This is a genomic window from Streptomyces sp. TP-A0874 (assembly GCF_001748085.1).
In the GTDB taxonomy this organism is placed as follows: Bacteria; Actinomycetota; Actinomycetes; order Streptomycetales; family Streptomycetaceae; genus Streptomyces.
The window spans coordinates 585,152-606,198 of sequence record NZ_BBZK01000005.1; the positions used below are offsets into that span (position 1 = coordinate 585,152).

Genomic DNA, 21,047 nt, shown 5'->3' on the forward strand with positions numbered 1-21,047 from the left:
CGCCCCGTCGGCTCTCTCAGAAGTTGGTGTGATGGTGCGGGAATTCACGAAGGTCGACATCGAGACGGAGTGGGGCGCGCGGCTGACCGTGCTGCGCGAGGACGCCAGCCACTACGGTGACGTGCTGACCTCGGGTGTGAGCTGGGAGCACGAGACCAGGATCCTGCGCCGCCTCACCGGGTCCGGCGCGACGGTGCTGGACGTCGGCGCCAACTACGGCTACACCGCCTCGCTCTTCGCCCACCACGTGGGCCCGAGCGGGCGGGTCGTCTCCGTGGAGCCGGAGCCGGTGATGGCCGGGCTGCTCGAGCGGAACATGGCGGCCAACGGTCATGGCAACGTCGACATCGTCACCGCCGCGGTCGGCTCGGTGCCGGGGAACGTACGGCTGTGGCGCAGCGCGACGAACCTCGCCTGCCACGCCGTCAACCCCGACCTGGTGCCCGCCGCGGTGGACTCGGTCACCGTGCCCGTCACCACGCTGGACCTGCTGTGCGCGGAGCGCCTCGCCGACCGGGCCGCGGACCTGCTCAAACTCGATGTCGAGGGCTGGGAGCTGGTGGCCCTCCACGGGGCCCGGAACATGCTGGAGGCCGCGCGCCCCGATGTCTGGCTGGAGTTCTGGCCGGACGGTCTCCGCGCGAACGGGCACAAGCCGGCGGAGCTGCTGGAACTCCTCAGGGCGGCCGGCTACGAGCTCGCCGGCCATGACCTGGTGACCGGCGAGGAGGTGTCCGTGGCCGGGGACGCCGCGATCGACTACTGCGACGCGGCCAGTGAGTCGCTGCGGGCGCAGGGTGCCACGGACCTCTACGGGATCGTGTACCTCCTGGCCACGCACCCGGGCCGGGACCGCCCCTAGCCGGGCCGTGCGGTGGCGGCGTGGCGGCGGGCTGTGGACGGCCTCGCGTGACTGCTCCTCCTCGGGGTACTCCGCATGGGGCCGGACCGGTCAGCTCCGGTGGCCCTCGTCAACGGCGGGGCAGCACCCGCCGGGTAGGGACCAGCATGTTCGATGACGAAGCTCTCGACGTCCACTTCATCGGCACCGCGACGGTCCTGTTGCGGTACGGCGACCTGACCCTGCTCACCGACCCCAACTTCCTCCATCGCGGTGAACACGCCCACCTGGGGTACGGGCTGGTGAGCCGGCGCCTGAGCGAGCCCGCCCTGGACGTCACCGAGCTCCCGCCGCTGGACGCCGTGGTCCTCTCCCATCTGCACGGCGACCACTGGGATCGCCGGGCCAGGCGGGGGCTGGACCGTTCACTGCCCGTCGTCACCACCCCGCACGCGGCCCGGCGTCTTCGCACCTGGCAGGGGTTCGGCCAGGCAGGCGGTCTGCGTACCTGGGAGAGCTGCACGTTCGAGCGCGGCGGCTCCCAGGTCCGCGTCACCGCGCTGCCCGGCCGGCACTCCCTCCAGCCGGTACTGAGCCGGCTGCTGCCTCCGGTGATGGGCAGCATGTTGGAGTTCGGCCCCCCGGGCGGGACCGTCCGCCTGCGGGTGTACCTCTCGGGGGACACCCTTCTCCACGACGGGCTGGACGAGATCGTCCGCCGCTTCCCGCAGGCCGAACTGGCCGTACTCCACCTCGGCGGCACTGAGCTGCCGGGCGGCTTCGTCGTGACCATGGACGGCGCGCAGGGCGCCGAACTCGCCCATCGCCTCGGTTACCGCCGCGTCCTGCCCGTCCACTACGACGACTACTCGGTGTTCCGCTCGCCCCTGGCCGACTTCCTCACCGAAGCCGACCGGTTGGGACTGGGGGAGCGGGTGATCCACTGCACCCGCGGGCAGCACACCCGCCTGGAACCGACCGGGGGCAGCCCACCGCTCCGTTGAGCGCGGCCTGCTCGGCCTCGCCACCGCCTGCCACCCGCGGTCCGTCCGGGGGCGCGGAGCCTCGGCGAGGTTTCCCGGAGCGGAACGGGGCTACTCGGCCGTCCCACGGAGTAGGACGGCCGACGGGAGGACCAATGGCGCAGCGAGGCCCTCGAGGAGTCCTGTACGCACTCGGCCGTCTGGAACGGTGGTCCGGTGGCGACCAGATCATCGAGTCCGTGCAGCGGGCGGTACGGGCCCTCCCGCTCGGCCCGGCGCGGGACATCCTGCACGGACGTCCCGGTCTCGGCCACCCCCTGCATCCCGCGCTGGTACAGGTGCCGGTGGGCACCTGGCTGTCGGCGACCGTGCTCGACTTCCTGCCGGGGGTGCGCCGGGGGCCCCGCACGCTCATCGGCGTGGGGTTGGTCTTCGCCATCCCGGCCGCCGCCTCGGGCTGGACGGACTGGGCCGAACTGCACCGTCAGCAGCAGCGGGTCGGCCTCGTCCACGCCTTGGCCAACTCCGTGGCCGTGGGGGTGTTCACCGGCTCCTTCGTCGCTCGCTCCCGGGGCAGTCACACGCTCGGCAAGAGGCTCGGCCTGCTCGGGTTCGTCCTGACCGGGGTCGGCGGTGCGCTGGGCGGCCACATGGCCTACCGGCAGGCCTCCGGCACCAACCACGCCGAGTACGTCCCCCACGCGGTGACCCCCGGCTGGCACCCGCTGGGCGCCGTGTCGGACCTCCCCCTCGGGCGGGCGGTGCGACGGGAGGTCGACGGCGTACCGGTCATGGTCGTGCGTGAGGGGGAGAGCACCGTGCGGGTGCTGGCCGAACGCTGCAGCCACATGGGTGGTCCGCTGTCGGAGGGGGAGATCGCCGACGGCTGCGTCCGCTGCCCCTGGCACGGCAGTGTCTTCCGGCTCTCCGACGGGTGGAACGTGAAGGGGCCGGCGACGGCGCCGCAGCCGGCCTTCGAGAGCAGGATCGTCGGCGGCCGGGTGGAGGCCCGGATCAGGCAGTACGCGGAGAGGCGGACCGCCGGCGCGAGCGCCGCCTGAGCACCTCCATCGCGCAGGGGCCCCTCGGCGCCCGACGCCCCGCACCGCTCCGTTGAGGGCTTACGGGACAGCCCCGGACAGAGAAGTCCCCGGGCCGCCGGCCCGGGGACTTCTTTCGGAGCGGACGACGAGATTCGAACTCGCGACCCTCACCTTGGCAAGGTGATGCTCTACCAACTGAGCTACGTCCGCATGCACCGTGCTGGTGCGCCGACCACTATAGCCAACCTGGCGGCCCCCGAGGCCGCCGATTTCGTCCCATGCTTTCGCAGCGGCCTCCGGGGTATGTGAATTTTCGGTTCCGGTTGTCTGCTACTCACCGGTATTTACCTATCCTTTGCATGCTGTTCTCGGCGGAGTGCTGCGCTGACCGGCGCCTGACCACTGCACATCGCCGCTGATCGACCGTATCGCCTGGGGGAGAAGCGTGAGCGCTCACGAGATGAGCGTCCTCGGGGTAAACGAGGACGAAGAGAAGATATACCGCCAGCTCCTCCGGAACCCCGACACATCCGTCGACGACATCCATCTGCTGCTCCGGGTGGACCCGGGCACCATGAAGGAGCGGCTCGACCGGCTGCTGGAGCTGGGCCTCCTCCGCGAGGTGGCACCGGACCGGCTGGCTCCGGCCGACCCCGAGGTCGCGGTCGCCAGACTGATGGACCTCCGGCTCCGCGAACTCCACCAGGAGCTCCAGAAGGTCACCCACGCCCGGCACCTGGTCGACTCCCTGCTGGCCGAACGGAGCCCGCGGACGCCGCTCGCGCTGAGCGTCGAACAGCTCACCGGGCTGGACCAGATCCGCAGACGCATCGACGACCTCGCCTTCTTCGCCCGGGAGGAGATCCTCTCCGTCGAGCCCTACGAGGAGTTGTCACCGGAGAACATCGAGCAGGCCCGCCCCTTGGACATGCGCTGCCTGAGCAGGGGCGTCCAGATCCGCAGCATCGTGCTCCGCAGGGCGCTCGACCATCCGCCTACCGCCGCCTACCTGCGGGAACTCGCCTCCTACGGGGCGCGGATCAGGGTCACCGACGACATCTCGGAGCGGATCCTCGTCTACGACCGGCGCACCGCCGTGGTGCCGGTGGACCCGGAGGACACCGCCTGCGGCGCACTGCTCGCCCACGAGGAAGGGCTGATCGCGAACATCGTCGCGCTGTTCGAGCGGATCTGGGACCAGGCGGAGGAGTTGTCCGCCGGCGAGGTCGGGGACGATGCGCGGCCGGAGCTCTCCGAGATCGAGAAACAGGTGCTCAAGGCGATGTGCACGGTGGGCAAGGACGATGCCGGAGCCCGGAGCGTGGGGGTGTCGGTGCGGACCTACCGCCGCCACGTCGCCGACCTGAAGCAGATCCTGGGCGCCAGCAGCCGGGCCCAGGCCGCTCTGCTGGCCCGGGAGCGCGGCTGGATCTGAGCACCGGGGAGCAGCGCTCGGAGCGCCTCCGAGGACGATGGTCAGCCGCCGCCCGACCGTGCCGCGGCCTCCGGTCGGGCCCCCGGAGCCAGGGACGGCGTCGTGCGCACCCCGAACCGGCGGCGGAGCGCGGACCTCGCCGCCAGGTAGCCGGACATGCCGTGCACGCTGGGCCCCGGAGGGGTGGCCGCCGAACAGAGGAAGACCCCGGGCAGCGGTGTGCTGTACGGGTCGAGTCGGGCGGTGGGGCGGGCGATGCTCTGGCGGAGCGTCATCGCGCCGGAGCCGATGTCCCCGCCGACGTAGTTCGGGTTGTACCGCTCGTAGTCGACACCGGTGATGGAGCGCTGCTCCAGGACCGTGTCGCCGAACCCCGGGGCGTACCGCTCGATGTGGGAGCGCACCAGCCGCAGCGGGTCCCGGTCGTCGCCGTTGGGCACATGGGCGTAGGCCCACACCGGCCACTTGCCGGACCGGGCCCGCCCCGGGTCGGTGACGGCCGGCTCCACGAGCAGCACGAACGGCTCCTCGGACGGCACCCCCCGGGCGTTGGCGGTCTCCTGGCGGCACATCTCCTCGCGGGTGCCGCCGAGGTGCACGGTGCCGGCCCTTCCCACCCCGGGATTGGCCCAGGGGATCGGCTCCGACAGCAGGAAGTCGACCTTGGCCGCCGCCGGCCCGTAGCGGAAGCGTTCCAGAGCGCGGGCGTAGCGGCGGGGTAGCCGGTCTCCGGCCAACTCCAGCAGCCCCTTGGCGCTGGTGTCCAGGAGTACGGCGCGGGCGCCCGAGAGCTCCCGCAGGTCGGTGACGCGGTGGCCGGTGCGGAAGGCGCCGCTGTGCGCGGTGATGTCCTCGGCGAGGGCATCGGCGATCCGTGCGCTGCCGCCGCGGGGCAGCGGCCAGCCGGTGCCGTGCGCCAGGTGGCCCAGGAGCATCGCCACCGCGGCGCTGCCGAGGCTGGGCAGCTTCCCGAGGCCGTGCGCGGCGACTCCGGTCAGCAGCGCGGGTGCCTCCTCGGTGACGAAGCCGCCGGCTCCGACCCGGGTGCCGTGGCTGAGCATCCGGGTGCCCAGCCGGAGGGCGGCGACCACGTCCCGGGGGATGCTCCGCTGGTCCGACAGGATCAGGTCCACCAGCCCGCGGCTCCGCGCCAGCAGCGGCTCCATCAGGCGTCGCCAACGGTCGCCGTCCGGGCCGAGGCCCGCGCAGGTCGCCGCCAGGTCACGGTGGGCCAGGCCCGCCCGGCCGCCGTCGAGCGGATGGGCGTAACTGATCTCGGGGTGCAGCAGTTCCACGCCGCGGGCGGCCAGGTCGAACTCCCGGAAGAAGGGAGAGGCGGCGGCCATCGGGTGGACCGCCGAGCAGACGTCGTGCACCACGCCCTCGTCGAACAGGGCCTCGCTGCGCAGCCCGCCGCCGATGGTCCCGGCCGCCTCGTACAACTCCACCCGCAGTCCCGCCCGGGCCATGGTCACCCCGGCCGCCAGGCCGTTGGGCCCGGTTCCCACGATGGCGACGTCGGCGGCCGTCATACGGCGGCCGCCTCAGCCGGCACGGCCGACTGCCCCGCGCCGGGCTCCGAGCCCAGCTGGGTGCCGGCGAGCCGGCGGTAGAGCACATCCCGCTCCATGAGGTCCTCGTGGGTGCCGACGTCCCGGACCCGTCCCTCGTCCAGGACCACGATCCGGTCCGCCTCGACCACGGTGGAGATCCGGTGTGCGATCGCCACCACCGCGCAGCGCTCGGAGACCCGGCGCAGCGTGCGGCGGAAGGCCAGTTCGGAGTCGGAGTCCAGGTTGGAGGTGGCCTCGTCAAGCAGCATGACCGCGGGCTTCTGCAGCAGGGTGCGGGCGATGCAGAGGCGTTGGCGCTGTCCGCCGGAGAGTCCGCTGCCCTGCTCCCCGAGCGGGCTCTCCAGCCCCTCCGGCAGGGCGTCGACCACCTCCTTCAGACCGGCCATCTCCACCGCTTCGCGGATCTCCTCCTCATCGGCCGAGGGGTTGGCGTAGACGAGGTTCTCCCGGATCGTCCCGCGCATCGCGGTGCTGTCCTGCGGCACGTAGCCGACCAGGCCGCGCAGGGTGTCGAGGGGGAGTCGGGAGACGTTCTCACCGCGGACCAGGATGGTCCCCTCGTCGGGCCGGTAGAACCGTTCGATCAGTTGGAAGAGCGTGGTCTTGCCGGCTCCGGAGGGGCCGACGACCGCGGTGAGGCCGTGGGCCGGCACGGTGAATTCGACCCCGGTGAGGGTCGGCGTCCCGCCGTAGGAGAACCGGACGCCGTGGAACTCCACGGCCGGCCCGTCGCCGGTCACCGGTGCGGGGGCGCGCTCCGCGGTCTCGGTCTCCAGGCTCTCCTCGGGGAGTTCGAAGAGCTCGTCCACCCGCTGGATGGCCGCTCGGCCCTGCTGGAACTGCCCGACCGACAGGAAGAACATCACCAGCGGCGAGACCAGGTAGAACAGGAACATCACGAAGGTGGTGAGGTCGGCGACGGCCATGGTGCCCCTGGCCACCCGGCTCATCCCGGCGCCGAACACCACGGCCAGCGAGACTTGCATGCCGACGTTCATCGTCGGGGTCAGCATCGCGCCCAGTGCGCTGACCCGCACGCCCGAGCGGCGGGCGAGTTCGGCGCGCCCGGCCAGCCGCTCCTGCTCCCGGGCCTCGGCCCGGGATGCCTTGACGGTGGGCAGCGCGGTGAGCACCCGCTGCAGGTCCGAGCCGAACTCCCCGGTGTCCTCCCGGTTCTGCACCGCCACCTTCCGCAGCCGCCGGGCGAACCCGATCGAGACGGTGCTGGCGATACCGAGGCAGCCCAGGGTGAGCAGCATCAGCCACACGTCGATGAAGAACATGAGCACCGCGCCGCCGAGCACCATGAAGCCGTTGATCACCAACTGCGCCAGGCTCTGCGTCAGGGCGATCCGGGCCATCGAGGTGTCGGTGACCACCCGGGTGAAGAGATCGCCCTGCTGGTGCTCGTTGAACCGGGCGAGGTCCGACCTGAGCAGCCGGCCGACGAGGCTGCGCCGCACTCCGTAGACGATCCCCTCACCGGCCCGACCGATGATGTACGCCTGCAGCGCGGAGAGGCCCGCGTCGGTGCAGAAGAGCGCGGCCATCAGCAGGATCGGAGCGGTGAGTGAGCCGTTCTCGCCGGCCGCCCTGATCAGCTCGCCGATGGCGAGTGGCTGGGCGAGCGAAGCGGCCACTCCGAACAGCCCCAGCACCACTCCGACCACGAGTAGTCGGCGGTGTTGGCGGGCGATGACCCAGACCGCTTCCTTTTCGTTCCGGCGCTGATCTGCCGCGGGCGCTTCGCTCGCCATTGCTCACTTCTCCCGGGAGTAGCTGGCGATGAACAACAGGGATTTCTCCGAATAGGGTTTGTCCATCCAGTCGGCCACCCGGTGCTCCGGTGTCAGTCCGGCCTCGACGGCGAAACCGTCCACCTCCTCGGGGGTGGTGAGCCGTGCCATCTCGGTGCCGACGTTCGAGGAACCGTTCTCGAACCAGATGTGCGAGGCCTGCCACAGCATCCGGTCCTGGACCAGGTTGGAGTAGGTGAGCAGGCCGGTGTTGGGCTCCGGGTACGGAATGAAGTACGAGGTGCGGTCCCTGCCCTCGAACATCTCCAGCACCCCGGAGCGGTTCCAGGTCTCGACCACCAGCTTCCCGCCCGGTGCGAGCCGCTCCGCGGCCCGGCTGATGGCCGCCTGCTGCTCCTGTGGGTCCAGGATCATCGACAGGGTGGCGCAGACGCAGTACACCAGCCCGTAGCTCTCGTCGTCCGTGTAGTTGCGGATGTCCCCGTGCACGGGGGTGACGGGAGCGTTCTTCTCCTTGATGTCCCGGCGGAGTTCCTCGAGCATCTCCGGTGAGGAGTCGACACCCCGGACCGGACCGACGCGCTCGGAGAGCGGAATGGCGATCCGCCCCGTGCCGACGCCGAACTCCAGCGTGCCCAGGCCGCCCCCGGGATGCTGGGCGGCGAGCTTCTCCGCGGCGAGATCGGCGTAGCCGTCCTTCGGGAAGATCCGGTCGTAGAACCCTGCGAATACTCGTCCGTAGCCGATGTCCTGCACGCCATCCATCGGGAAGGCCTCCTCTTCGTCGCTCACCGGTTGTCCGTGGGGGCTGTGCTACTTCATCGTCTTCCAGGCGATCGCCGCGATGATGATGATGGCGATGACGAAGATGGTGATCGTCGCTGCGCTCATATTGCCGAAAACGCTCCTCGGTTGCTGGCTCATCAGTTATCACTCAAGACTTTGTCTTTACCGCGTCCGGGGTGGCCGGGGTCACCCTGGTGCGTGGTCTGGATACGGATTCGTCCTCGGCCATCGGGGTGTAGGGCGAGACGAAGATGATCTCGGGCTCGTTCGACTCGTCGTACCCGGTGGCCCTGGTCAGGGTGAACTGGAAACCCTTCACCCCGGAGGCGCCGGGGGCCTGCCCTATCTCCCGCCGCAGGAAGTTGACCAGCATGCGGTAAGCGGGCAGCGGCACGATCTCGTCGAAACCCTTGTCGATCGAGGTGATCAGCTCACTGCAGATGTCGAAGACCGCCTTCTCCGGACGCCGCCCGGGGAACCAGGCGATCTGCCGGAACTTCCGCCCGGAGATGACGTCGACCAGCCGCCACTTCGACGTCTCCCCGCTGTGGTCCAGCGTCCGGTAGAAGAAGTGGTAGTCGTGCTGGGCGGGGGTGGGGGCGAAGAACCGCCAGTTCGGGTAGAGGGCGGAGAAGATGTCGGACCGCTGCACCCGGTTGAAGCCGGGGTTCGGGTGCTGGGCGGCCAGCGTGCCGAAGAGGACGGCCGCCGTCGCCACCCTGGTGACCGCTCCGGGGCCGGTCAGGGCGCGCTTCAGCAGTGACCGCGGCTGTGACGCCGTGCTCATCGGGCCTCCTCCTTCAGGGCGTCGGACACGGCCTCGCCGGTCCGGGAGATCTCCGTGACGAACTCCTGGATCCGCCGGCTCACCCGGGTGCTCAGCCGGGCGTTGGTGAGCATGCTGTCGTGGTCCGCCCCGTCGATGACGGTGGTCCGCACGACCTTGCCGCGGCGGCGGTGCGCGTCGGCCAACTCGTGGTGCATGAGCAGGTGCTCCGGGTCCCGGTCCACCGTCCGCTGGGCGGAGATCACCAGGGCGTGGGCGTCGATCTCGCCCAGTTCGCCGTCGAAGGACCGGAAATCCTTCTCGGTGGCCTTCCACTCGCGTGTGCCGGCCGTCCACAGCCGGGTGTCCGCGTACTGGGCGAAGGCCCGGGAACGGTAGTTGGCCGGCAGGCTGTTGACCCAGTTCGGGCGCACCAGCAGGATGCCGAGCCCGGCCCGCAGGCTGCCGACGAACAGGCTGAGACCGTCGCTGAACTTCTTCGCGGACTCGCTCTGCTGCTGCGAGCGGATCAGCTCACCAGGGTGCGAGCTGTCCAGGTAGACGATGCCGTGCAGCCGGTCGCCCAGCTGCCCCGCCGTCCGCCGGGCGATCTCCCCGCCCAGCGAGTGACCGGCGATGACGACCTTCCGGCCCGCCGGGACCACCCCGTCGATGAGGTCCACCAGGTCGTCGACCGACTCGCCCAGGGTGAACTCCCGGCCGCCCGCGTAGGTGCTGGCCGCGTACCCCGCCCGGTTGTAGGTGACGAGGTCGAAGTCGCTCTCCGAGACCAGCGTGTCGGTGATCCATCCGAAGTGCTCGGAGGTGGAGGCCATGCCCGGCACGAAGACGATGACCGGGTCGGAGTCCCGCCCCGACAGCCGGGCCTCGTAGGTGAGGGTGTTGCCGTGCCGGGTGACCAGCTTGCGGGTGCCGGGGTACCGGTCGGCCGCCCGGGCCCGGCGGGTCCCGGCCACGGCGGCGGCGGTCGCCACCGCGCCGGCCCCCGTCACCAGCACCGTCAGCAGGGCGCGGTCGTCCCGGCCGGCCACCGCGGGGTGGTCCTTGGGCGTGCTGGTGTACGCCACCATCGGGTGCATGGAGACGAAGGAGGTCACGAAGCGCCCGAGCCCCATCAGGAAGCCGTTGGCCACGTGGAAGCTCGCCGCGCTGGCGATGATCGGCCGGGCCAGCAGCCCGCCCTTGGCGTAGGCGATCGGGAACAGGCACTCCAGGGCGAGGACGCCGTGCGCGAGGTACCGCGCGGGCACCGGGTACCGCTGGGCGAGCCGGAAGAAGCCCTCATGCCCGTAGGTCCTGGTGCGCATCACCCCGGCCAGCGCGGATCCGTCCCGCCAGGGCCTGCCGAGCAGCTTGACCCAACCGGAGATCAGGTACGACATGTTGGCCTGGAGCGCCACGTACCACATCAGGGTGTCCTGGACGTTCTCCGAGGAGGAGAGCCGGGCCAGTCCGGTGGTCGTCTGGACCAGCGTGGACACCTGGTCGGAGCCGTCGGTGCCGTAGCGGTGGCGGGGGTACAGCGCCGCGTTGCTGAGGCCGAGGAAGACGTTGGCCGCGCCCCGCCACTTCCCGTTGCCGGGCAGCAGCAGGCCGGCGCTGGCGGCGACCCGTGCCGCGTGGAGGGCGGTCGTGGTCTTCTCGTTGCCCACGAAGTCCAGGAAGCGGCGGGTGAGCCGGGTGGAGCCGACGTGCACGTCCCGGGCGATGCTCCAGTCGTTCAGCCCTCCCTTCCGCATGTTGTGGCGCTGGCTCAGGTACTCCAGGCTGGAGGTCAGCGACGTGCAAGCACTCAGTCGTTCCGATGCGCCTAGAGCGCGGTCACGCGAGACGGGGATCGGCCCGAACAGCGCGGATACCAGCTTTCCCGGCAGTTTCACGGCAGCCTCCAGGGTGCCCGGGGTCGGCGGTTCTGGGTGTGGGGGTGGCGGATGGGGCGGTGACGGGACGGCAGCGGGAAGCGGTGGGAACGCTGCCCGGCCGGTGACGGTGCTACCGGCCGGGCAACTTCACTGCTGGTTAACGCCCGTGGCCAAGGTCAGCCGCGGCCGGCCTCGAAGGCCGCGACGGTGGCGGAGGCGACCGCAACGCCGCCGAGGAAGGCGGCAGGGGTCACCAGCACCGGGTGGGCGCCGCTGAAGAGGGTGCCGGCGGTGTCCTCGACGTCGATGTCCGCGAGAGCGGCGGACCGGTTGATGTACGAGTCCATCTCGATCATTGCGAGCTCCTGTCTGGTTTGGGGGGTGGCTCTGAACGAAAGGGCCGGCTGGCTCAGCCGACGGCCTTGCCGGCGGCGTAGGCGCCGGTCACGATGGCGGCGCCGGCGACGAACGCCGCGGCGGCGGCCGGGGTGGCCAGGACGACCATGGCCGACTCGGTAACAGCACCCTCGGTGGTCTCGTCGAGCAGACCGAGGTCGGTGGTGTTGAGCTTCTCTTCCAGCATGCGAACTCCTTATGGATTCATGCGGATTACTGCCAGCCGTTGACGAGCTGACAGATGGGCAGTTTGCCCAGATCCGCCGGAGCCGGAATCTGCAGTTCGCAGACCTGAGGCACCACGCCATTCCCGTGTTGCGTGGAAACCGGCGCCGCCGAGCTCGTCGATACGGAGAACGCGGTCACGGCGACGCTCAGTATCAGAACACTGGAAAGCCGACAGGCGAAGCTGCCTGAATCGGTCTTCGCAGGACGAAATTCCGATCGGATTCGCACTCTTTCCTCCCTTGAATATCGTGGTCGGCTCCGGCCTTCGGAAGAATGCCAGGGCTCGACTGGCCACTGAATGGGGATCGGTGGCAGATAGCTGCACGGCCCGGTTCAGCTTTGTGCCCCGGGTGTACAAACCCCTCAGAGCCATCCCTGAGCGCGCGCGATACGCACCGCTGCGTGCCGGTTCTCGGCGGAAAGTTTCATTACGGCGGAGGAGAGGTAGTTGCGCACGGTTCCCGGCGCCAGCGCCGCTCTCCGGGCGATCTCCGCGATGGGGGCGCCGTCGGCCGCGAGCTCCAGCAGCTCCGTCTCCCGGTCCGAGAGCGGGGACTCCCCCGAACTGATCGCGTCCGCGGCCAACTCCGGATCCACGTAACGGCGCCCGGAACGGACCGTGCGGATGATCTCCGCCAGGTGCTGCGCCGAGACGGTCTTGGGGACGAAACCACGCACCCCGGCGGAGAGCGCCCGCCGAAGGTGGCCGGGCCGCCCGTGGCCGGTGACGATCATCGTGGCGCAGTCGGGCAGCTCACCCCGGAGGGCGGCGGCCACCGCGACCCCGTCGGAACCGGGCATCTGCAGGTCCAGCACCGCCACATCGGGCCGGTGCGCCCGCGCCATGGCCAGAGCCTCCGGTCCGGAGGCCGCCTCGGCCACCACCAGCAAGTCCTCCTCCAGGCCCAGCAGCGCCGCCAGCGCGCCCCGGATGAGGTGCTCGTCATCGGCCAGCAGCACGCGGATCGGCCGGGGTTCCGCACTCACGTCGTCACCTTTCCCACCGGCAGCTCGGCCGTCAGCCGGAACCGTCCACCCGGCAGCGGCCCGGACTCCAGGGAGCCGTCGAACGGGGCCAGCCGCTCCCTCAGCCCCGCCAGGCCGCTGCCGCCCGCCGCCGTCGCGGACTCCGGGACGGCCCCGTCGTTCTCCATGACCAGCACAGCGCTGCCGCCGATCCGGAGGGACACCGTGCACTGCTCGGCGTTGGCGTGGCGGAGCACGTTGGTCGTGCCCTCCCGGACCACCCAGCCCAGGGCGGACTGGACCTCTTCGGGCAGGGTGCCCACCCCGCCGTCCTCGATCCGGCAGTCGATGCCCGCGGCCCGCAGGATGCTGCGGGTCCCGGCGAGTTCGGTGCGCAGATCGGCCCTGCGGTAACCGCGCACCACCTCCCGCACCTCCCGTTGCGACTCCCGCGCGATCCGCTGCACCTCGACCATCTGGTCGACGGCGGCGGGCGAGCCGCGCTGGCCCAGTTGGGCCGCCAACTCGCTCTTGAGCGCGATCACCGACAGGTTCCGGCCGAGCACGTCGTGCAGGTCTCGGCTGAAGCGCAGCCGCTCCTCGGCGACCGCCAGCCGCGCCTGGGTCTCCCGGGCCCGGTCGAGTTCCCAGACCGCGGCCAGCAGCCAGGTGGAGAAACGGGCGGTGAAGGCGAACGACAGCCCCGCGACCAGCACGGCGAGGCCGAAGGCCCACGCCTGCCACAGCGAGGCGCCCATACCGACCGCCACCGGCGCCGCCAGCAGCGACGTGCCCAGCACCAGAGCGCTGACCCGGCCTGCCGGACGGAGGTTGATGGTCAGCGGCATCAGCCCGACGGTCAGCGGGCCCAAGGTCACCAACGCGGTCGGCACCTGCCCGGGAAGGGCGTCCACCGCCCGCAGGACGGGCGCGAGGAGCAGCGGCAGTGCGGAGAGCGCGGCGGCGGCGGCCAGCAGACCGGTGGGGCGTTCCCGGCGGTCGAGCGCCCAGTTCAGCGCCGTCGAGCAGGCCGCTCCGACCAGACCGGCGTGGATCGCGACCAGGGTGGTCAGCCCGATCCGGGTGGCCATCGGCGCGTCGCCCAGCGCCACCCGGCTGCCGATGGCGACGGCCTCCAGTACGGCGAAAAGGAAGAAGGTCCAGCGGGTGTACAGCTCGATACGGGCCGGATCGCTCCGCCGATCCCACCAGGCCGTCAACGTCCGCGGTGACATGGCCACCCCTCCACCGCTCTCCCGCCAGACCGCCGGCCCCAGCGTCAACGCCGGGGTTCCCAGCGGAACCACCGGCGTACAGCAAACACCGACAACGCGGCCCAGGCCACCGCCAGCGCGAGCGCCCGCACCGCGTCGAACGCCCCGAGACCGCCCAGCCAGCCGGCCCGGACCAGATCCACCACCGGGGAGAGCGGCAGCATCCGCAGCCCGTCCGCCACCGGGTCGGGAAGGACGTCCAGGGGCACGAACAGGCCGGAGCCGCCCAACGACACCATCAGCAGCGGCAACGTGGTGACCTGGGCGCTCTCCACGGTCTTGGTGAAGACTGCGGTCGCGGCCCCCAGGCCCACCATCAGCAGCAGCCCCAAGGCCACCCCCGCCAGCAGCAGATCCGGCCGCTCCGGCAGGCCCACGTCCATCAGCAGGGCCCCGGCGGCGATCAGCAGCGCGCACTGGACCAGCGCGGCGACCACCACCGGCAGCGCGGTGCCGGCCATGATCTCCCAGTCCGCGGCCTCACCGGTGCGCAGCCGTTTGAGCACCAACTCCTCGCGCCTGGTGACGTAGGCGGGGACCAGGCTGGCGTAGACGACCATCAACAGCACGGTGGCGATACCGCCGGTCATCAGCACCCCGGAGAATTCCAGGCCGGTGCCGGCGAGGTTGATGTCCGCCATCGTCGTCCGCGCGAACAGGACCATGCAGACCGGCAGCAGCGCGACGGTGAACACCGCCGTGCGGTTGCGCAGCAGCAGCGTCAGCTCGGCCCGTCCGAGCGCCCGTATCCGTCCCAGGACCGTCGAACTCATTCCGCACCCACCCCAACCGTCTCGGGCCGCGCCTCCCGGGAGCGGCTGATCTCCAGGAACGCCTCTTCCAACGAGGCCGCCCGAGCGTCCAGCCCGGCCAACTCCAGGTTCCGGTCGCGCGCCCAGAGCAGCAGCCGGATCAACGAGTCCTGGAGCTGCTCGGTGCGGATCTCGACCCGCCGCCCCTCCACCGTGGCGTCGAGCGGCAGTTGCTCCGCCGCGACGCCCTCCGGCAGCCGGAAGCGGATACGGGACGGCCGGGCGGCGGTGACCTCCTCGGGCGTGCCCGAGGCGACGATCCGCCCCCCGTGCATGATCGCCAGCCGGTCGGCCAGTTCCTCGGCCTCCTCCAGGTAGTGCGTGGTCAACACCACCGTCGTGCCCGCGGCCTGGAGCTCCCGGACCAACCTCCAGGTGTCCCGGCGGCCTTCGGCGTCCATGCCGGTGGTGGGCTCGTCGAGGAAGAGCACCTCCGGCCTGCCGAGGACGGCCAGCGCCAGATCCAGCCGGCGCCGCTCGCCCCCGGAGAGCTGCTTGACGCGCACCTCGGCCCGCTGGGTCAGGGAGACCAGCGCGAGCACCTCGCCGATCGGCCGCGCACCGCTCGTGCAGCCGGCCCACATCCGGAGTGTCTCGGTGACCGTCAGTTCGGAGGGGAAGCCGCCTTCCTGGAGCATGATCCCGATCCGGGGGCGGACGTGGGCCCGCTCGTCGCACGGATCGCGGCCCAGCAGCTTGACCTGCCCGCCGCTGGGCCGGGCGAGCCCCTCGAGCAGCTCGACCGTCGAGGTCTTGCCGGCTCCGTTCGTCCCCAGCAGGGCGAACAGCTCGCCGCGGGCCACCGAGAAGGAGACGCCGCGCACGGCCTCGAAGCCACCGCCGTAGCTGCGCCGCAGCTCGGTGACCTCGATCACTGTCTCGTCGCTTGTCATGAGGTCAAGGGTCGCCGGTGCCGAGCCACCTCGACAGTGCGGGCTGTCACCACTGCCCATGACAAATGTCATCGGAGAGCGGAAGGGCGGTGGGAGAGACGGAGAAGGGCCCCGGTCATATCGACCGGGGCCCTTCTCGACGGAGCGGACGACGAGATTCGAACTCGCGACCCTCACCTTGGCAAGGTGATGCTCTACCAACTGAGCTACGTCCGCATGCGACTGAATCGGGAATCCCTGGACGAGGCCCACATCATTCAGTGCGAACACCATCTTACCTGACCCGATTGAGTGGTCCGGAAGACGATGAGAGCGGGTGACAGGAATCGCACACTGCGCCTCCCCCTTGGAAAGGGGGCGCTCTACTACTGAGCTACACCCGCGAGACTTCTCGGGGGGTTCGGCCTCTCGGCCTCGCCCCTCGGCGTGTCCCAGACTTTAGCCGATCACCCGGGGTGCGGCGCAAGTCGGCTCAACTGGCGGCTTCGAAGGCCTCGTAGACCCGCTTGGGGATCCGGCCGCGCGGCGGCACCTCCATGTTGTTGGAGCGGGCCCAGGCGCGGACGGCGGCCGGGTCCGGCGCGACCGAGGTGCGGCGGTAGGTCCTGCCCGACCTGGAGCGCTTGCGGCCGGCCGCCACGTAGGGTGCCAGCGCCCCCCGCAGTTTCTTCGCATTCGAATGATTCAGGTCGATCTCGTACGACTTACCGTCCAGGCCGAAGAGAACCGTCTCCGACGCTTCCCCGCCGTCGATGTCATCGGAGAGTGTGACGACTACGCGCTGTGCCACGGATGTCGGTCCTTTCTGGCGGCTCCACCGCGCTGACGTGGGAGGACGCGGAAGGCCGGAACGGTCGGGGGTCGGAGCTATTTCATTTGTACAGCGAAGGCATTGTATTGCGAAACCCAGTTAATTCCATCCGCGTGTCATGAGGCAATGGGGGGCGGGTGATTTTCCCGGGTGTTTTTAGCGGGCGGCGATCGGGTCTGATCGGGAAAGGAAGTATATCTACTCGCGTAGAATTTCGGGCGATGTAGGCTGAAGTCATCTGATCGGGGGGCTGGGGCCGCGGCGCCGAGGGCGTGGTGCCCAGCAGTCACCGCCAGCCGCACCACACACCGGGAGTGCCAGTGGCACGCGTCGTAGTCGACGTCATGCTCAAGCCGGAGATCCTCGACCCGCAGGGCCAGGCCGTGCAGCGTGCGCTGCCGGGCCTCGGTTTCCAAGGGGTCTCGCAGGTCCGCCAGGGAAAGCGTTTCGAGCTCGAGGTCGAGGGGCCCGTCGATGACGCGGCCCTCGCCCGGGTCCGAGAACTGGCGGAGACGTTCCTCGCCAACACCGTGATCGAGGACTTCACCGTCCGCGTCGAGCCCGAGACCGAGAAGGCCGCGTCATGACCGCCCGGATCGGAGTGATCACCTTCCCCGGCAGCCTCGACGACCAGGACAGCCGGCGGGCGATCCGGGTCGCCGGCGCCGAGCCGGTCTCCCTCTGGCACCGCGACCGCGACCTGCACCAGGTCGACGCCGTGGTGCTGCCCGGCGGTTTCAGCTACGGCGACTACCTGCGCGCCGGGGCGATCGCCCGCTTCTCCCCCGTGATGGAGAGCGTGATCGCCGGCGCCCGGGAAGGGCTGCCGGTGCTCGGCATCTGCAACGGCTTCCAGGTGCTGACCGAGTCGCACCTGCTGCCCGGCGCCATGCTGCGCAACAACCACCTGCACTTCGTCTGCCGGGAGCAGCGGCTCCGGGTGGAGAACACCGGCACGGCCTGGACCTCCGACTACACCGAGGGCCAGGAGATCCGGATTCCGCTGAAGAACATGGACGGCCGCTACACCGCCGACGAGCGCACCCTCGACATGCTGGAGGCCGAGGGCCGGGTCGCCTTCCGCTACCTGGGCTCCAACCCGAACGGTTCGCTGCGCGACATCGCCGGCATCACCAACGGGGCGGGCAACGTCGTCGGCCTCATGCCCCACCCGGAGCACGCCGTGGAGCCGCTGACCGGCACCGGCGGGACGGACGGGCTCGGATTCTTCACCTCGATCCTGAAGAGGCTGGTCGCCGTATGACCCTGGACACCGTGGGGCGTGCGGCCAGCACCCCGCAGACCGAGCAGCCGTGGGCCGAGCTCGGCCTCAAGCCGGACGAGTACCAGCGCGTCCGGGAGATCCTCGGTCGCCGGCCGACCGGTGCGGAGCTGGCGATGTACTCCGTCATGTGGTCGGAGCACTGCTCGTACAAGTCGAGCAAGGTCCATCTCCGGCAGTTCGGGGAGAAGGCGCCGGAGAGCGACGCGATGCTCGTCGGGATCGGTGAGAACGCGGGCGTCGTCGACGTCGGCCAGGGCTACGCCGTCACCTTCAAGGTGGAGTCGCACAACCACCCCTCCTACATCGAGCCCTACCAGGGGGCGGCCACCGGAGTCGGCGGCATCGTCCGCGACATCCTGGCCATGGGCGCCCGTCCGATCGCGGTGATGGACCCGCTGCGGTTCGGGGCGGCCGACCACCCGGACACCCGGCGGGTGCTGCCCGGGGTGGTCGCCGGCATCGGCGGCTACGGGAACTGCCTCGGCCTGCCGAACATCGGCGGCGAGGTCGTCTTCGACCCCTGCTACCAGGGGAACCCGCTGGTCAACGCCTTGTGTGTGGGTGTGATGCGGCATGAGGACATCCACCTGGCCAAGGCCTCGGGCGTCGGTAACAAGGTGATCCTCTACGGCGCCCGGACCGGTGGCGACGGCATCGGCGGGGTCTCGGTGCTCGCCTCCGAGACCTTCGACGACACCAAGCCGGCCAAGCGGCCCGCGGTGCAGGTCGGCGACCCGTTCCAGGAGAAGCTGCTGATCGAGTGCACCCTGGAGATCTTCGGCGAGAAGCTGGTCGCGGGGATCCAGGACCTCGGCGGGGCCGGGCTGTCCTGCGCCACCAGCGAGCTGGCCTCGGCGGGCTCCGGTGGGATGCGCATCGAACTCGACGCCGTGCCGCTGCGCGACTCCTCGCTCTCCCCGGAGGAGATCCTGATGAGCGAGTCGCAGGAGCGGATGTGCGCCATCGTCGAGCCCGACAAGGTCGACCGCTTCCTGGAGATCTGCGAGAAGTGGGACGTGGGCGCCACGGTCATCGGTGAGGTGACGGAGGGCTCCCGTCTGGAGATCTTCTGGCACGGCGAGCAGATCGTCGACGTGCCACCGCGGTCCGTCGCCCACGAGGGCCCCACCTACCAGCGCCCGCTGGCCCGCCCGGAGTGGCAGGACGCCCTGCAGGCCGACGACCCCGGCCGGCTGCCGCGCCCGACCGACGGCCGGGAACTGCGGGAGCAGGTGCTGCGGCTCGTCGCCTCGCCGAACCAGGCCTCCAAGGCCTGGGTGACCGACCAGTACGACCGGTTCGTGCAGGGCAACACCGTGCTCGCGCAGCCGGAGGACTCCGGGATGGTCCGCATCGACGAGGACACGAACCTCGGGGTCGCGGTCGCCACCGACGGCAACGGCCGCTACGCCAAGCTCGACCCGTACACCGGCGCCCAACTGGCGCTGGCCGAGTCCTACCGGAACGTCGCCGCCACCGGCGCCAAGCCGCTGGCGGTCACCGACTGCCTCAACTTCGGCTCCCCCGAGGACCCGGCGGTCATGTGGCAGTTCGCGGAGGCATGCCGCGGGCTGGCGGACGCCTGCCTGACCCTCGGCACCCCGGTGACCGGCGGGAACGTCTCCCTCTACAACCAGACCGGGGACACCGCCATCCACCCGACACCGGTGGTCGGGGTGCTCGGCGTCATCGACGACGTCAACCGCCGGACCCAGATGGCCTTCGCGGAGGAGGGCCAGCTGATCTACCTGCTCGGCGAGACCCGGGAGGAACTGGGCGGCTCGGCCTGGTCGCAGGTTATCCACGACCACCTCGGCGGACGGCCGCCGGCGGTGGACCTGGAGCGGGAGCGGCTGCTGGCCGAGATCCTCGTCGCGGCCTCCCGCGACGGCATGGTCGACGCCGCCCACGACCTCTCCGACGGCGGGCTGGTGCAGGCCCTGGTCGAGTCCTGCCTCCGGGGCGGGCGGGGCGCCCGGGTGGTCGTGCCGGACGACCTGGACCCGTTCGTCTTCCTCTTCTCGGAGTCCGCCGGGCGGGCGATCGTGGCCGTGCCGCGGAGCGAAGAGGTCCGGTTCACCGACATGTGCGGTGCCCGCGGCCTGCCTGCGGCGCGGATCGGCGTGGTCGACGGAGAATCGGTCGAGGTGCAGGGGCAGTTCGACATCCCGCTCGCCGAGCTCCGGGAGGCCCACGAGGCGACGATCCCGGGACTGCTGGCGTGATCTGAGCAGCCGCCCCGAGCCCCCGTCCACAGGCTGTGGACGGGGGCTCGTCCGTCGTCCGACCAGTCCCAGGGGGAGCCGATGTCCGTGCTGGACCACCCGGTCGTCCAGTCCGCCGTCCACCAGCTGAAACGAGCGCGCCCGGGGCTCTACGGCCTGCTGCTGGTGCTCGTCTTGATCGACTTCTCCCCAGCCCCGCTCTCCGTGCCCGGCTGGGCCCGGATCACCGTCGTGGTCTTGGTGCTGGGCACGGAACTGCTCCCCGGCCGGGCTCGCCGCCCCCTGCCGCCGGAGCAGGGCGGGCCCAGGCCGCCGACCGAGGTCGAGCCACCCGTCTCCGGCCGCTGGACTGCCCTGAACAGCCCGGCCGACCGGGTACCCAGCCACGGCCAGCGGGGCTACGGCCAGGCCTACGCGATCGACGTGGTGCGGGAGCCGGTGGACGGCTCCCGGCCGCCCTTCGGCTGGTGGCCGGTGGCCCGCCGGCCCGAGGACTTCCCCTCCTTCGGGGCGCCGGCGCTCGCCGTGGCCGACGGCACGGTGGTGCGGGTCCGCCAGCACCGCCGCGACCACCTCAGCCGCAACTCGTACCCGGCGCTGCCCGTCTTCTTCCTTGAGGCGGTGGTCCGGGACGCCTCCGGGCCGGGCGGGCTCATCGGCAACCACGTCGTGCTCGACCTGGGAGACGGCGTGTACGCCCTGTACGCGCACCTGCGGAGGGGCTCGGTCATGGTCGGGGAGGGCGACCGGGTCCGCGCCGGCCAGCAGATCGCCCAGGTCGGGAACTCCGGCAACTCCACCGAGCCGCACCTGCACTTCCAACTGATGGACCGGCTCGACCTGCACATCGCCCGCGGTCTGCCGTTCGGCTGGCGCGGTCTGGGCGTGCCGCGGAACGGCGAGCCCTTCGAGGCGCCGGCGGCCGGTTACGGGCGGAGCGACGACGACCCGGCCGAGGCCAGCGCCGCCACCGACTGAAGCCGAGGTGAGGGGAGGTCCGGCAGCGGCCCCGGTCCGGACCGTCCGCCTCGCGGTGCACCGAGCCGGTCGCCGTGCGCTGGTCCACCGGAGGCCATGGACCAGCCCTTA

General features: G+C 71.0%; 20 protein-coding genes and 3 tRNA genes. 8 read left to right on the forward strand and 15 right to left on the reverse strand.

Features of this window, described 5'->3' with window-relative positions; genetic code table 11:
* The first annotated feature begins 31 nt into the window (after nucleotides 1-31).
* The 3 genes from BGP73_RS10145 (at nucleotide 32) to BGP73_RS10155 (ending at nucleotide 2,885) form a co-directional block, all read left to right on the forward strand.
* On the forward strand, nucleotides 32-862 hold the full coding sequence (locus BGP73_RS10145) for an FkbM family methyltransferase (protein ID WP_069813889.1): 831 nt from the start codon (nucleotides 32-34) through the stop codon (nucleotides 860-862).
* Between the two features lie 146 nt (nucleotides 863-1,008).
* On the forward strand, nucleotides 1,009-1,845 hold the full coding sequence (locus tag BGP73_RS10150; protein WP_069813891.1) for an MBL fold metallo-hydrolase: 837 nt from the start codon (nucleotides 1,009-1,011) through the stop codon (nucleotides 1,843-1,845).
* Nucleotides 1,846-1,979: 134 nt separating this feature from the next.
* The gene (locus BGP73_RS10155; RefSeq protein ID WP_069813893.1) at nucleotides 1,980-2,885 is read left to right on the forward strand and encodes a Rieske 2Fe-2S domain-containing protein; all 906 of its coding nucleotides are present in this window, start codon (nucleotides 1,980-1,982) and stop codon (nucleotides 2,883-2,885) included.
* A 119-nt stretch (nucleotides 2,886-3,004) separates the two neighbouring features.
* On the opposite strand, the gene BGP73_RS10160 is transcribed toward BGP73_RS10155, so the two are convergent.
* Nucleotides 3,005-3,077 (reverse strand) — tRNA-Gly (locus BGP73_RS10160).
* A 250-nt stretch (nucleotides 3,078-3,327) separates the two neighbouring features.
* Between BGP73_RS10160 and BGP73_RS10165 the strand changes: the two genes are divergently transcribed.
* On the forward strand, nucleotides 3,328-4,302 hold the full coding sequence (locus tag BGP73_RS10165) for a helix-turn-helix transcriptional regulator (RefSeq protein ID WP_069813895.1): 975 nt from the start codon (nucleotides 3,328-3,330) through the stop codon (nucleotides 4,300-4,302).
* Nucleotides 4,303-4,343: 41 nt separating this feature from the next.
* Here BGP73_RS10165 and BGP73_RS10170 read toward each other — a convergent pair whose 3' ends face one another.
* From BGP73_RS10170 to BGP73_RS10230, 14 genes are all read right to left on the reverse strand, one after another.
* Nucleotides 4,344-5,834: a phytoene desaturase family protein gene (locus tag BGP73_RS10170; RefSeq protein ID WP_069813897.1), complete on the reverse strand. Its 1,491-nt coding sequence runs from the start codon at nucleotides 5,832-5,834 to the stop codon at nucleotides 4,344-4,346.
* On the reverse strand, nucleotides 5,831-7,633 hold the full coding sequence (locus BGP73_RS10175; protein ID WP_069813900.1) for an ABC transporter ATP-binding protein: 1,803 nt from the start codon (nucleotides 7,631-7,633) through the stop codon (nucleotides 5,831-5,833). The genes BGP73_RS10170 and BGP73_RS10175 overlap by 4 nt, the downstream gene beginning before the upstream one ends.
* Nucleotides 7,634-7,636: 3 nt before the next feature.
* The gene (locus BGP73_RS10180; RefSeq protein ID WP_069814016.1) at nucleotides 7,637-8,398 is read right to left on the reverse strand and encodes a class I SAM-dependent methyltransferase; all 762 of its coding nucleotides are present in this window, start codon (nucleotides 8,396-8,398) and stop codon (nucleotides 7,637-7,639) included.
* Between the two features lie 169 nt (nucleotides 8,399-8,567).
* Nucleotides 8,568-9,206, reverse strand: coding sequence for a hypothetical protein (locus BGP73_RS10185; protein WP_069813902.1), 639 nt, complete (start codon nucleotides 9,204-9,206; stop codon nucleotides 8,568-8,570).
* Nucleotides 9,203-10,945 carry an alpha/beta fold hydrolase gene (locus BGP73_RS10190; RefSeq protein ID WP_244501150.1) on the reverse strand — a complete coding sequence of 581 codons (1,743 nt, stop codon included), beginning with the start codon at nucleotides 10,943-10,945 and terminating at the stop codon, nucleotides 9,203-9,205. The genes BGP73_RS10185 and BGP73_RS10190 overlap by 4 nt, the downstream gene beginning before the upstream one ends.
* Before the next feature lie 299 nt (nucleotides 10,946-11,244).
* Nucleotides 11,245-11,424 carry a hypothetical protein gene (locus BGP73_RS10195; protein WP_069813904.1) on the reverse strand — a complete coding sequence of 60 codons (180 nt, stop codon included), beginning with the start codon at nucleotides 11,422-11,424 and terminating at the stop codon, nucleotides 11,245-11,247.
* A 53-nt stretch (nucleotides 11,425-11,477) separates the two neighbouring features.
* Nucleotides 11,478-11,651 carry a hypothetical protein gene (locus tag BGP73_RS23075; RefSeq protein ID WP_170837784.1) on the reverse strand — a complete coding sequence of 58 codons (174 nt, stop codon included), beginning with the start codon at nucleotides 11,649-11,651 and terminating at the stop codon, nucleotides 11,478-11,480.
* Between the two features lie 404 nt (nucleotides 11,652-12,055).
* Complete coding sequence (locus BGP73_RS10200; protein ID WP_069813906.1) at nucleotides 12,056-12,679, reverse strand: response regulator transcription factor; 624 nt, start codon at nucleotides 12,677-12,679, stop codon at nucleotides 12,056-12,058.
* Nucleotides 12,676-13,965 carry a sensor histidine kinase gene (locus tag BGP73_RS10205; RefSeq protein WP_244501151.1) on the reverse strand — a complete coding sequence of 430 codons (1,290 nt, stop codon included), beginning with the start codon at nucleotides 13,963-13,965 and terminating at the stop codon, nucleotides 12,676-12,678. The genes BGP73_RS10200 and BGP73_RS10205 overlap by 4 nt, the downstream gene beginning before the upstream one ends.
* Nucleotides 13,938-14,705: an ABC transporter permease gene (locus BGP73_RS10210; RefSeq protein WP_069813909.1), complete on the reverse strand. Its 768-nt coding sequence runs from the start codon at nucleotides 14,703-14,705 to the stop codon at nucleotides 13,938-13,940. Before BGP73_RS10210 ends, BGP73_RS10205 begins: the two co-directional genes overlap by 28 nt.
* Nucleotides 14,702-15,637 carry an ABC transporter ATP-binding protein gene (locus tag BGP73_RS10215; RefSeq protein ID WP_069813910.1) on the reverse strand — a complete coding sequence of 312 codons (936 nt, stop codon included), beginning with the start codon at nucleotides 15,635-15,637 and terminating at the stop codon, nucleotides 14,702-14,704. The genes BGP73_RS10210 and BGP73_RS10215 overlap by 4 nt, the downstream gene beginning before the upstream one ends.
* Nucleotides 15,638-15,780: 143 nt before the next feature.
* Nucleotides 15,781-15,853, reverse strand: a tRNA-Gly gene (locus tag BGP73_RS10220).
* Nucleotides 15,854-15,948: 95 nt separating this feature from the next.
* A tRNA-Gly gene (locus tag BGP73_RS10225) sits at nucleotides 15,949-16,020 on the reverse strand.
* An 89-nt stretch (nucleotides 16,021-16,109) separates the two neighbouring features.
* A complete protein-coding gene (locus BGP73_RS10230) occupies nucleotides 16,110-16,427 on the reverse strand; it encodes a histone-like nucleoid-structuring protein Lsr2 (protein WP_069813911.1) in 318 nt (105 codons plus the stop codon).
* 341 nt (nucleotides 16,428-16,768) lie between these two features.
* Between BGP73_RS10230 and purS the strand changes: the two genes are divergently transcribed.
* From purS to BGP73_RS10250, 4 genes are all read left to right on the forward strand, one after another.
* Entirely contained in the window at nucleotides 16,769-17,035 is a 267-nt protein-coding gene (purS, locus tag BGP73_RS10235) for a phosphoribosylformylglycinamidine synthase subunit PurS (protein ID WP_069813912.1), read from the forward strand.
* The gene (gene purQ / locus BGP73_RS10240; RefSeq protein WP_069813913.1) at nucleotides 17,032-17,712 is read left to right on the forward strand and encodes a phosphoribosylformylglycinamidine synthase subunit PurQ; all 681 of its coding nucleotides are present in this window, start codon (nucleotides 17,032-17,034) and stop codon (nucleotides 17,710-17,712) included. The genes purS and purQ overlap by 4 nt, the downstream gene beginning before the upstream one ends.
* Nucleotides 17,709-19,958: a phosphoribosylformylglycinamidine synthase subunit PurL gene (purL, locus tag BGP73_RS10245; RefSeq protein WP_069813914.1), complete on the forward strand. Its 2,250-nt coding sequence runs from the start codon at nucleotides 17,709-17,711 to the stop codon at nucleotides 19,956-19,958. Before purQ ends, purL begins: the two co-directional genes overlap by 4 nt.
* Before the next feature lie 81 nt (nucleotides 19,959-20,039).
* The gene (locus BGP73_RS10250; RefSeq protein ID WP_069813915.1) at nucleotides 20,040-20,936 is read left to right on the forward strand and encodes a M23 family metallopeptidase; all 897 of its coding nucleotides are present in this window, start codon (nucleotides 20,040-20,042) and stop codon (nucleotides 20,934-20,936) included.
* The last annotated feature ends 111 nt before the right edge of the window (nucleotides 20,937-21,047 follow it).